Below are 12626 nucleotides of genomic sequence, written 5' to 3' on the forward strand. Positions count from 1 at the left end.
TTTCAAGCAAACATAGGTTGTTTAAGTTTGAGCGGAGCGTGCTTGTGAAATCACGCTCCGTTTTTATTTATTCCTTAGATATTAGATGACGGTGAGCCAGATTGCCTCGTCTCTCTCCCTCGCCTCAGTAATGCGGTCGATGAGGCGTTTCAGCCACTGTCGGGAGTTCACCACCATGCCCTTGTATTTGTTCTCCCCCACGAGGATGCAGCCCTGCGTGTCGTCGGGATAGTTGCCAGCGTGGATGCGGATGCCCTCGAAGTTTGGCACGCCTTGCACGAGGGGAAGCCACGTCTTGAATCGGGGCGACTTCGTGATGACCACTGGGTAAGAGCCTTCGGGGATAGCCGTCTTGCCTGGTATCTTGCGAGCCTTCTTGCCCGATTGTCGGCTGTATCGGGCATCCACCTCTTCGGGCTTCAAGTCGATGCCGAGAAGGTTGCGCCAAGTCGGCTCCAAGGTGTCGCAGAAGTAATACTCCTTGGTGAGTTGGCTCTCGTCCACCTCATAGTGGATGATTCGCTTGTCGCCCAAGCGTTTGCCTGGGAGGATTTCTCGTTGCACCACTGGCTTGCTATCAGCTCCCTTAGCACATGAATTCTTCACTCTTCCCTCTTCACTCTTCACTATAAAGAGTCTTCCGATGGTATAGGTGTTCTTCTTTGCTATTCGTTTCAAAATGATTTCCATTGTCGTTTATTGTTTTAAAAATTTCAACTTGCGGAAAATCGGACTGTCACTGTCACCGTCACCACTTTCCATCCTTGCCACATACCCACGATGCACCCATTGCTTCAAGGCATCCTTGATGCGCTTGCGGTCGTCGTTGTCGAAGCCTTGCGAACGGCGCACCTTCACGTAGTCGTCCTCGGTGAAGCTGTCGGGCAAGAGGGTGAGCAGGTTCTTCGGGCCATTAGGGGCCGTGCGAGAAACCTTGTCTTGCTCGCCGTCGGCATCGTATATCATCTGCCCGAAGAGTTTCAGCTTGCACCATAGGTCGTAACGCTCGCTCCAGCGGATGAAGTCCTCGATGCTCTTCTCCCATTTCATGCCATTAGCCACGTAGAGGACGCACGCCTTTAGGTAGGCAATGACATTGGCTCGGAAGCTAAGATTTTCAAAGACGTAGTTCTGGGAGAGCCTTGCGAACTCGGCGTTTTCCTCCACCAGTTTCTTGGCGAGTTTCATAGCCTGAGGGCAATCCACCAATCCACGAGCCTTTAGGAGGTTGTCGATGTAGGGCTTCAATTCCTCGTCGAAGGCGGCATCGTACGTGCCATAAATGGGCATCGCCGAACCGCACGGTCTGCGCTCGATGGTGGCGAAGCTGATGCGAGAGATGGGACCATCCGTCACCACTCTGCGGAAGTAGTCACGGCATTTCTTCGGGGTGCAACAGGCGTTCCAGTTGAAGCGAACCTTTACCGTTTCGGTCACTGATTGCACGCCCACACGGTCTTGACCGTAATTGCCGATGTCGAAGGCAAGCTCCATGATGCGGAAGTGCTGGTTGGTCTTGCCTTTGAGGGCATCGAAGAGGTTCAGCTCGTTTATCTTCGCATAAAGAAAATGGTTCTCCGCCTCTTTCATGCGCAATACAAAAGCAGGGTTCGTCATGTCGATGTTCACCTCTTGGATAACCAAGCCTTCGGGACGCTCTCGCTTGTCCTTGTTCGAGCCTTTACGGTTGCATTCGTCCTTCCAAGCTCGTTCACGCTCTCGTTGCTCGGCATCTCTCGCTCTTATATCAGCCATGATATGATTTATCGGCTGGGTGATGGATTCCTTTCCGCTTCCAGTCGGTGCGCAAAGGATGCTCATTAAGGTCGCCTCATGCTCCACGTTGCCGATGTAGCGGAAGCGTGTGTCGCAGAGGTGGGCGGCAAGGCTTGGAAACACGGCTTGCGATACGGCTGGCTGGTAAATGGTCGGGGTTCTGCTCACCAACAGCTTTATCAGCTTCGGCAATTTGCTTGGCATTTCGTGGATGCGATAGAAATAGCTTTCGGGGTTGCCGATGTCGCCGAAATCGTCCGTGTCGTAGTTGGCGGCTCTGCCTCGTGCTTGCTCGTCCTGGCAGAGGGAGATTGCCTTGCGAACGATGCTCGGCATTCGGTGGCTTTGCTTGCGGTTGCAGGCACTATCTACCGTAGCGTAGGCTCTCTGCTGCTCCTCGCCGAAGGTCGGGAGGATAGCCTTTATCCAGTCTCGATTGTCATCGCAGAGGTAGCGCAAGTAACACGACAGCGTGAAGATGAAGCTGTTGCGTGAGCCATGCTGAGGCTCGCCTCCCAATAGCTCAACCAGCTTCGAGGTTATCGACGAATATGGGATTCCGTCGTATTCCATCGGGAAGTTTTTCTCGGTCTCCATTCCGCCATTGCCTTGATTCCCTCCATTATCGCCGATATGATTATCATCAGAATGATTAGTATCAGCAGGTTGGGCATGCTCAGCAGGAGAGCCAAGAGAAACAGCAGGATTGCCATTGTTGCCCGAAAGTCGATTGTCTTTGTCGTTAGTGTCATTGTTGATTTGGGTGTTGATTTGATTGTTGTTTTGATTGTTGATTGATGAATTGTGTTCTTTGAATAGCTCGCCTTCGTTGATGTAGAGGATATACTCCTCTGGCACGATAAAGGAAGGTCTCGCCAAGTCCTTTACGCAAACGTCATAGTCCGCATCCTCCAGTTGCTCCGACATCCACTTCTGCGCCTGAGCCAAGTCCATGCCATCGGGAATCGTGAAGACGAGGCGCAAGCCCTCCAAGGATGGCGTTACATGCACCAAGAGGATTCTCTCCAAAGCACTTGGATTCTTCACTCTTAGTTCTTCACTCTTCACTTCCCAATATCCCTTGGGATTTGGGATATGGTCTTTGTCATAGATGCTCAGTCCGCTCGGTATGGCGTCAGCGTTGAGGCGGCGACCATTCTTGAATGTGGCGTGGGGCGTGAGGATAGGGAGCTGGCTCTTCAGCTGAGTCTTCATCGCATCATAGTCCTCCTGGCAGATTTCGCCACGGCGCTTGCGTTCGAGTGCGTCCTCAATCTGCGCGCAAACGTCCTTCACCCGGCTACTCTGGATAGCTTGGTGGAAAAGCTCGGGGGTGCAGACCTGCACCCCTCGGCTTCTTACGCTCTGTGATATTCCAAACATTTTCAATGTATTTTCGATTAAAAAGTTCTTTTACCTTTTTATTTTTTTACCCTTTTACCTTTCTAATGTCCTGCACCAAGATGTCTTGGAACACCTGTCCTTGATACTCGTGGGTCTGAAAGCGGAGCTTCACGATAACCAACTCATCGGCATAGAGCTTAATCTGTGCGTTGTTGCCGAGCATCGCTGCCGCAAACTGGTTCTCATACTTGCCTCCGAACTCCTGCAACACGATGTTGCACTTAGCGAGCTTTCCGCCCTCGCTCTTCTGTGAATCAACAAGGAAGGTCTCTCCCTGCTTCACTACTCTCATGATTTTTGTTTCCATCTTTCGTTAATGTTAAATGAGTAATGTTAAGTGTTTACTGCTTATGGATAAAAATAAGGCAGAATGTTTTTTACCTTTTTACCTTTTGGTGAATGAACTTGCGCCCCTTCTCCGTCCACACGAGATACATCCTCGTACAGACGGTATCCCTTCCGACAAACAAGTCGAAGTGCGTGCGGCTCTTCGCCAGCCCACGGTGAGCATACTCCGCATACAGCATGTACTGTCCACTCTGGTAGTACTGCACACGCTCTGCGCAGAGCAGTCGGTTCAGTTCCTGCGCCGTCATGCCCAGCTCCTTGGCTATCTGCGTGGTGGTGTAGCAGGATATACTGTCCAGCACATTGTCGGCGTAGAGAGCCTTCGGCAGCAGGCGGTCGATTTCCGTCTCTTGCTCGGCAAGTTGCTTGTTCTTTTGTCCTAAGAGCATATTCTGCTCACGGATGAGCTTGTCCTTCTGCTCCAAGGTCGCTTTCAGCACTTCCTCGGCACGGCGGCGGATGTCCTCGTCGGTGTCTCCCTCGTGGGTGAGGATGTATCCACCATGCTTGCGGATGGAAGGAAGCACCTCTCCACATACCCAGTCTTGGAATGGCTCAGCCATCGGTTTGGTGGAGCGCATAATCAAGCGATAGAGGTTTTGCTCGGAGATGAAGGTGAGGTTGTCCATGAAAGCTATGGTCTTGCCATGTTTGTTGGTGAGTTCTGAACGTACCTCAAAAATTTTGATGCCCGTTGCTTTCAGCTTTCTCTTCGCCATGCTCGTGTTGTTGAGTTTCAAAACCTTGCAGATGTCCACGAGGCAGAAGAGAGGTTCATCACTCGTCCCCGTCACTCGGATTTCGCCGAACTGAGGATGCTTGAACACTTGAATCTTAAAATCCTTTGTTGTCATAATCCTATGAATTAAAAATGTTGTTCAACTTTACTTTCCCGAAAAGCCTTTGGCGATTCCTCGCCTCGACTTTCGTCATTCTCATAGGATGCTCTCTGTGTAAAATGGAGTCTAATTCCTTTCTCCCTCTCTGCGCGCTGAAATATATAGAGGAAAGAGAACTTCCTTAGGCACCAAAACAAAAAAAGCACCCGAAACCAAGAACCATCATTCCACAGATGGTTTCTGATTTCGAGTGCAAAGGTATAAGGGGTGTAGGGGGTGTGTAGGCCTACACCGAGAAATATTTTCAAAAAGTTTCTATCTGTACGGTTGAAACGGGCTGAAAGCCCAAAAGCTCCTAGCCCAGGGCATCGCCCTGGGTATAATAGCAATCAGTAATACGCCCTGTAAGGGCAAAAGCTTTGTTATAGTTTGGATCTTTAAAGCTTTTGCCCTTACAGGGCGACAGGTTTTCGTTCATGATTACCCAGGGTGATGCCCTGGGCTAGGAGCTTCTGCCCTTTCAGGGCGTATTGGGTAATTTCAACCGTACAGGTAGAAAAGTTTTGATTACGGCACGAAAGTCCCGAAAGAGGGTTACAAGGCTTTCAGCGAGAAAGCATAGTCGTAATCTATACGAGCGTGGCTTGCGATGTTGTCGAGCCAAGCCGACTCCTTGTGGCTGATTTCCGAGATGGTGCTTGGCGTGTCGTTCTTGAAAGCCTCATACACCGCTTCAAGACAGCCCTGCTCTTCCTCGCTGAGGCTTGCCGTGTCAAACTCCAACGTTGATACCAACTTGCTGCCGCTGTTGCCGTTCTTGCTTTCGATAGGCACTTGCTCGATGTCATCTACCAGACTATATACCCTGTCCCAACGCTCAGGCACAGGTCCGTATGGTGCAGCCTTGAACACCAAGCCTGTCAAGCCCATCCCCCTGCGGCGGTAAGAAAGGAAGTCGGCGTAGAAGAGCAACTTGTTCATCTGGGTGACGAACACGCCGCCAAACTTCTCGATGAAGAAGAGCATCGCATTCTTCAGTTTGCTCATCGAAGGCAAGGCGTAACCGTTCCATCGGGTTCTACCGTCAGTGGTGAACACCAGTTGCCTGATAATCTTATCGGTAGCGGACTCCTCCTCGGCTTCCTCCACGCACAGCATAATCTTGTCGTATTCCTCCGTACTCAGCACGTTCTTGGTAGCCTCCACGAAGGTGGCGAACACCGTAGGCACCTGAATGGTCTTCAATATCCTGCCGTTGGTGAGGCTCGGCATGTCGCCGTTCTCGTACAGGCGATACTGGTTCTCGCCGAAACCAAGTATCTGCGACATCTTGGTGGCGGACAGTCCGTACTTCTTGCGTATGCCTCTGATTTCGTCGGCGAAAGGGATGCCATACTTGGTGCGATACTGGTTGTACACCTGCATCGTATTGGCGGTATCCATCTCGGTGGTAGTAAACAATTCGCCTGTATCTACACACTGATAGCTGAGAAAAGTATATTCGAACTTCTCTTTTCTGAAGACTGCGGTTCTTCTCTCGGAGTGCAGCCTTGCCTCTCCTCCTGTAAATGGACTTCTCATCATTGTTTACTTGAATTGATATGTTAGTTTGTACTCGGCGATATGGAAAGAGATGCACACGGCACTGCTGCCAGTGAACCCCATCGAAATCTTGATATACACATCTTGCGATTTCACTTTCTTTCCAAACACCCACATGTCTGCCACCTTGTTGAGCGTGTCTTCCAAGGGACCTTCCACGAAATCCCCCACCTCCAGGTTCATGACGATTTCCAGTCGCTTGAGGGCGGTGATTTCCAAGTCCAAGAGGGCTTGCTGGTTCTTGCCTCTGTCGTCACGGAACACTACGCCGAAGACCTTGGCCTTGTCCTTAAAACGCTTCAAGAATAGCGAGACTTCATCTTCTTTCTTCATTTTATTATTGTTTGCGCTGCAAAATTACACTAATTAGTTGGAATATCAAAATATTTTCCATAATATTTCAACTTTATCATTGCTTTAGTCGCTATTGGCATTCATTCCTCCGCATCATTCCTCAACCTGCCAGCCACTCTCTTGCACACTGGCTCCAGCACGTCGGCGGCAACGATGGAGTCCTTTCTTGCCTGAGGTGTCTCGATGCCGTCCTTGGCGAGCTGCATGATGGTCTGTCGGATGCTCTCCTTGCTGCGCCCCGTGAGGCGGCTCAGAAACTGAGCAAGCTGCTTCTGGTTGGTGAAATCGGGCGAGAGCGAGATGTCGAGCAATCCTGCCATCATGATGACCACCTGGCGGTTGGAAAGCTGGCCAGCGTTCGCACCTTCGCTTTCCGAATCAAGAGCATCCTCACCAAAAGGCTTCCCAGTGAAAGTATCTGATGCACCGCCTTTCTTCTTTTCTTCGCTATGAAAGGTTTGGCTAATCTTGGTTCCCTCAGGGCTGACGGTGATAATTGAGTGAGAGTTGTCGATAAACTGCGCTCCCTGTTCATTCGTGAATTGATTGATTTGTGCCATGACTTATTGAATATTTGTATGTTCAAGTTTTGGAGCAAGTTTGGATGTAGAAAGTCCCTGCTTGGCGATAACCTCCGCCAAGGCTTGGCTGTCAATGTTGCTGTCGGAGAAGTCGAGGTATGAAGCTCCTGATTGGTTGGTGAAATGCTCGATGCTTGTCTGGTGAATGACTGGTTGCCGTCTTTGCTCTGCCTCGTGCGCCTTTTCTTCCTTTGCGATTTGGCGCAGCACCTCTTTAGCCTTGGCATCCCAAGCTGTACCCACGAGTAAAGTGTTCAAATCCTTGAACATCTGTCCACGTTCCTTGCTTGGCAATGAGAGTATTCTTTCGGCTATCACATCAAGAGGGATGGAGTTAGTACCAGAAGATTTTGCCACCATTGATGGGCGATGCTGCTCTTGTGCCTTTTGAGAAGAAACAAGATGTTCTGCATTTGGCGTAACTTGTGTAGCTGTGTCAGCATTAATGTCAAAAGTACCATAGCATTTCTTGAACTCCATCATAGCTGAATGTACTTTCTCGTAATAGTGGCAACCTTTGATATGTTCACGCAAAGAGCGCAAGAAAACTCGCTCAAATGAGGAGAGTGTCGGCACTACGGAAAGTATGCCCATCAATAGGCACGCCACGAACTCCGTGGCATCGTCATTCTGTAATTCCTTTTGCAAACGAGCATACCAATACCTCACGTACGACATATCCATTTTGAGCGTGGTGTAAGTACGTGGTTTGGAGCCGTGCAACAGGGCATATTGTCTATAGACTTCATTTAGCACTTTTATCTCGGTGCATTTACACATACTGGCTTTCTTGTTGTTTGCCAAGTAATGCTTGTAAAGATGATGCAGTTCAAGATTTAGTGCATTTCCTTTGAGAAAATCTTGAAGAGATGTCTTTTCTGTGTATAAGAGTTCTCTTTCCAATTTTGTTTTTGTTATAGGGTTTTGAGGAATATTCCTATTGTCTTCGACTCGTTTTCGTCGGCTGCCGTCAGGGTGATGGTCTTGTACTTGGGATTCAAGGAGCGCAACTCCACCTTGGCATTTTGCGAACGACCGTATGGGTTGAACGAGTTCTCGCAATGATATTTCTTGATGGTATAGAGACCGTCATAATCAGGGTCGATGGAGGCAAGCTGTGTCAGCACGATGCTGTTTTGTCGATTTCCCCCATCATACCAACGAAAGACACATAAGTCGCCATCATGAATCTCAGGCTCCATAGAGTCTCCCTTGGCATGGATAACAAACAAGTCCTTACTTGCCTTGACATTGATTTTCTCTGCGTCTATCCATCCCTCAATTTCGGCATTTTCCTCGTCCTCAAACCTTCCGCAAGCGGCACGAAGTGAATAGACTGGTATGTGCGAGGTATATTGCTGTTTCTTACCTACTTGTTCTATTATCAAGGACGCATTCTCTGTATCATTACCACCGAAGAGGGACTTGACCAACTCTTCGTCACTCAGTTCACTCTGTACGAAGGCTGAATATTCAGAGAAAGCCATCTTCATCTTGCCCTTTGATTTCTTGTCAGCCTCATTTATCTCGGTAATCTTCCAAATGTCATTCTCTACCTTCAATAGCGTAGAGCAATCTTTGACGGCAAAGATGTTGCGGAAGTTTGATTTGTAATAGTCTCTAATCAAGTTGCTCAACTTCTTCCAAAGTGTATTGGTATAAGTCGTAACCGTGTTCTCCGACTTTCCTTTCTTGCGCAAATAGCCCATGTAGGCATTCTTCTGCGCCTCTTCCTCTTGGGTAAGAGTGAAGTCCTTGGAAGATACCTCTTGCTTGCTGGTATTGGTCTCAGTAGCCATGCCGAGAGGCTTGAAGGAAACTTTCGAAGAGCTGCCCATATCTACGATAAAGGAATCATCAGGTATCTGACCTATCACCCAAAATGCTGCGAAGTTACTGTATGCCGTATCTCCAAAGAGATAGAGCTTGTAGGCAGTCTTCTTGGGTACAAATACATAGCGGATGATTTTGCCAAACACCTCTCTGTCAAATTGCTTGAAGTATGGTCTGTTGTCGGTGGACAGCTTGAAGAGAGACTCGAATGTTATCATCCCCTTGTCATCGTGCGACAACAAGGCGTTTACGTAGTTAGGATAGTCAAACAAACTGTCATCAAGTTGGTAATGGTCGTATGCCATGCCAGCCACAGTAAGCACATTGGCAGTCAGTACAAAGTGCTTGATGCGAGGACACAAGTCTTTTGCCTCAGGCTTGCCACTCCCAACGGCTTGTATGTATTCAGGAAAGCACTCTTGGAAGATGTTCATATTGTCTTCCATCAGATATACATGCACGGTTCCGTTACCCGAACCACTCTTTCGATTCGGCAGCAGGATTTCGTCCTTGACAAATTCCCAGTCGGAAAAGATGGCACCTATCGGCTTCGTGTAGCCACGACTTGCCATCAGCTCATTGATTTTCTTCGATTCCATACTTCGTGATGTCTAATTGTTTGAGAAGTGCGATAAGTACATCTACCACGATGCTATTGCCTGCTTGCATATACATCGCCGTGTCTGGCACGACGATTTTAAACCAATCCTTGAATCCCATTAGGCGAAGGCATTCCCTTGGGGTGAGCTTTCTGATGCGCCCCTTGTGGGTTACGTAGTTGTCTATGCCAGCCCTGTGCATCTTGTGCATCGACTGCAACAATGGACGAGCCACCTCCAAGTCGGTCTCCACCTTGGTATGGAAGTTCTTCGTACCTGTTGACAATACGTATTGCTTCACCTTGTCAGAGAGATAATATTTTTCCTCGACATCATCCACGTCAAAGATAAACTCGTCGTATGCCTCATCGCCTTGCGCCAATGGGTGATATACGAAGTCACCATGCCAGTTGAACTCTTGGTTTCGCTTTTGGCAGAGGGCTATCTCGCCATTGATTTGCGTGTATCGCTTCTGGCGGTTCTTGTGCGAGGTGACGAACTTGATGCCTTTGTCACCAAGGAAATAGTCGGAGTCGATGGTGTCTTGCAAGAAGTCGTACATTTTGTATTTCAGTTCGATAGGCTTCGGGAAATCAAACTCTGTCTTTCTACGGAAGCCGATGCAGAACAGTCGCTCACGGTTCTGTGGTATGCCATAGTCACGGCTGTTGAGCACTTGAAAGTGAATATCATACTTCAAGTCTTCCTCGAAGGTGTTCTTGATGACCTGCCAAGTGATACCCTTGTTGTGGTTGAGCATTCCCCTCACGTTTTCGAAGATGAACACTTTGGGCTTGCACTCTTTTACGATGCGAGCGAACTCACGAAACAATGTACCTCGTGTGTCATCGAATCCCAGTCGCTTACCCACAAGCGAGAAAGCCTGGCAAGGAGCACCACCCACGAGTAAATCGACTTGGTAGCGATAAGGTCTTGCATCCAATAGGTGAACATCCGAACACCAACGGTCTTCCGTGATGTCGTAATTGGCAAAATAACTTTTCTTGCAGTTTGGCTCGATGTCGCTTGCAAACTGTATTTGTGTCTTGATGCCTAGACGCTTCAAGGCGTGCTCGATGGCTCCAATGCCACTAAACAGACTGCCCAGTCTGATGGTACAATCAGGATGAGAGAACTCTCTTTGCGTCCACATCTTGTTTCTCTTAGTCATGTCTAAAATTCCCTCCCTATTGTTTCCTTAAATTTTTCGTTTATCCTGTCGAGTACATTGCACACTACGACAAGTTTTTTGTATGGCAGCTTGCTCTTGTCTTTCTGCATAGCAACCTTCTTGACGGCATTTGCCTCTTCCTTGTCGCATATACGATTCACCAGCAACTTGATTTTGTGCCAGTCTTCATCATTTATGTTTTGGATGCGCTTGAAGAGGGCTGCGGAATTTTTCTCCTTGCTCAGTGCGCTTTGAGCCTTTCGTGAAGGTTGCTCAATGCTCTCCAGTTTGCTTTCGGAAGACACCTGTTTGCGTTTTTCGTCCTCCCCCTCTTTCTTCATATCATTGGCGATAGACTTTAAGTCGAGTGTCAGCACAAACTTCTTGGTCGCTTCCCAAGTTTTCTGAGACTTGCAATAATCCCTGAAAGTAGTACCGTTAGGTTGGGCTTCGCTCAACTTGGCATAGAGCTGTTGACTAAGATTGTTGATGAAGTTTTTCAGATTGTCAGACAATCCTTGGTTCTTCCAAATCTTATAGAGGCTCAATTTGCCATTGGTCACATAGTAGAGCATCGCCAATGTATAGATGGTGAGCTGTGCCTTCACTTGGTGATAAGCCAAGAACACAGGGTTCTTTTTCTCCATGAATCGGTAGATGATGAGCATCGCCACGAAATCCTCAAAGAAGATGTTGTCTGGCAGTATGTCCTTGTTCTCCTTGATGAAGGATTGGTAGCACTTCTGAGGTCCATTGATGGAGATGTCAGGGCGTTGCTTCCATGCCGTATAAACCTTGCCCAACACGCATTTGTCAAACTTCTGTTGGATAGGATTTTCTATCTTGAACTTGTCCTTGTCTGCCTTGGTAGCTTGTCGGCTGAGGTCTTGGTCGTACTGTCCTGTCACTCGCTCGTAATACCAGTAGGAAATCTTTCCGCTGTGGGTGGCATCAGGAGCTTTCGTGGTGCGAGACAACTCTTGTAACCTATGGTTGAAAGGATTGTTTGAGCCATAGTCGGAGGCTGTCACCTTGGTCTGCGTGTTTGAGTACTTGGTGATGAGGGGATGAAATTCCTCAATGTTGTCTTGCAAAACGACGAGCTTCATCTGCACATACACCTCGCTCAAATCTACAGAAGGATTTTCCTTCTTGGCATAATAGATGCTGGCAGTCGTTTGACCACCATTGAGTATTTGGAAGTTCTCTATGTATTTCAGTACGCCTGTCTTTTTGTCCTCGTTATACTCAGTCAATACCTCCTTTGCCGTGGCTGTCAATCCATTGTTGTAGGCAAGGAAGCGATGCGGACACTCCTTCAAGGTCTCAAAGATGCCCTTGTTGCAACCTTTCTTCCCCTTGAAGAAACGCACATTGGCTTGCAACAGGTCTGTATTATATCGCTCGTACAAGCGATACAGAAACTCGCCTGGCAGCATGGCTATGTATGTCTTGTAGTTTTCCGTAGGTGTTTGGTACTCTATGAATGGGATGCTATATTTGAAATCTCCATCATCAAGCAGGTCTATATCTACCGACATGTGGTCTATAGCCGAGTGCATGTTGCTACATAGCAAGTTGATGTCCCAGCTGTCAAAGGTAACGAGCTTGTCGCTGATTCTTTGCCCTGGAGTTTTGAGACCACGTTTGATGGAGCCGTTGGTCAAGACGAAAAGGCGCACATTGGTGATGTCCTCTTCGTTCTCGTAGATATACTTGCAAATCTTGTAATCATCAGCGGATGGTTCCATCTCGTTGCAGCGTCCTGCCACGGCAGCGTTGTAATAACCTTGCAAGCGATTGATGGCTTTCTTGTATTGGTCGGCTGAAACTGCATAGATTTCATCGTCTTGTGGTTCGTAGATGGCGTAAAACAAAGTCACAGTCTCACCACTCAGGCTGACTGAGTAACCATTGATTTCTCCCAACACGTTATTGTTGTTGTCATTTCTAATGGCGGCATAGCAAGCCTCGCCCTCGCCAAGATTCGCCTTTTCGCTCATCTTTTCGATGACGTATCGAGTGAAAGCCTGTGGTAGAGAACCCATTTCATCCATCAGCTCCGATACCTCTTCTGCTATCTCTTTGGAATAGTTTTTTATAGAATCTGCCATAAACT

Annotated in this window: 11 protein-coding genes; all 11 read right to left on the reverse strand. The window is 48.3% G+C overall.

Annotated features, from left to right (window positions below; translation table 11 throughout):
• Positions 1-81: 81 nt before the first annotated feature.
• Positions 82-690: a DUF5675 family protein gene (locus tag KUA50_RS09180; protein ID WP_218457662.1), complete on the reverse strand. Its 609-nt coding sequence runs from the start codon at positions 688-690 to the stop codon at positions 82-84.
• 6 nt (positions 691-696) lie between these two features.
• Positions 697-3159: a BT4734/BF3469 family protein gene (locus KUA50_RS09185; RefSeq protein WP_218457663.1), complete on the reverse strand. Its 2463-nt coding sequence runs from the start codon at positions 3157-3159 to the stop codon at positions 697-699.
• Between the two features lie 46 nt (positions 3160-3205).
• On the reverse strand, positions 3206-3487 hold the full coding sequence (locus KUA50_RS09190; RefSeq protein WP_218457664.1) for a hypothetical protein: 282 nt from the start codon (positions 3485-3487) through the stop codon (positions 3206-3208).
• A 70-nt stretch (positions 3488-3557) separates the two neighbouring features.
• A complete protein-coding gene (locus tag KUA50_RS09195) occupies positions 3558-4382 on the reverse strand; it encodes a phage antirepressor (RefSeq protein WP_218457665.1) in 825 nt (274 codons plus the stop codon).
• A 579-nt stretch (positions 4383-4961) separates the two neighbouring features.
• Positions 4962-5951, reverse strand: a complete 990-nt coding sequence (locus KUA50_RS09200; RefSeq protein WP_218457666.1) for a type II toxin-antitoxin system antitoxin SocA domain-containing protein — start codon at positions 5949-5951, stop codon at positions 4962-4964.
• A 3-nt stretch (positions 5952-5954) separates the two neighbouring features.
• On the reverse strand, positions 5955-6302 hold the full coding sequence (locus KUA50_RS09205; RefSeq protein WP_218457667.1) for a toxin: 348 nt from the start codon (positions 6300-6302) through the stop codon (positions 5955-5957).
• A 101-nt stretch (positions 6303-6403) separates the two neighbouring features.
• Entirely contained in the window at positions 6404-6883 is a 480-nt protein-coding gene (locus KUA50_RS09210) for a hypothetical protein (RefSeq protein WP_218457668.1), read from the reverse strand.
• Positions 6884-6886: 3 nt separating this feature from the next.
• Positions 6887-7807 (reverse strand): hypothetical protein, encoded by a 921-nt coding sequence (locus KUA50_RS09215; RefSeq protein WP_218457669.1) that lies wholly within the window; start codon positions 7805-7807, stop codon positions 6887-6889.
• An 11-nt stretch (positions 7808-7818) separates the two neighbouring features.
• The gene (locus KUA50_RS09220) at positions 7819-9336 is read right to left on the reverse strand and encodes a helix-turn-helix transcriptional regulator (protein WP_218457670.1); all 1518 of its coding nucleotides are present in this window, start codon (positions 9334-9336) and stop codon (positions 7819-7821) included.
• The gene (locus tag KUA50_RS09225) at positions 9314-10507 is read right to left on the reverse strand and encodes a DNA cytosine methyltransferase (protein WP_218457671.1); all 1194 of its coding nucleotides are present in this window, start codon (positions 10505-10507) and stop codon (positions 9314-9316) included. Before KUA50_RS09225 ends, KUA50_RS09220 begins: the two co-directional genes overlap by 23 nt.
• Before the next feature lie 2 nt (positions 10508-10509).
• Positions 10510-12621, reverse strand: coding sequence for an AIPR family protein (locus KUA50_RS09230; protein WP_218457672.1), 2112 nt, complete (start codon positions 12619-12621; stop codon positions 10510-10512).
• Positions 12622-12626 lie beyond the last annotated feature (5 nt).

Source organism: Segatella hominis (assembly GCF_019249725.2).
Classification (GTDB): domain Bacteria; phylum Bacteroidota; class Bacteroidia; order Bacteroidales; family Bacteroidaceae; genus Prevotella.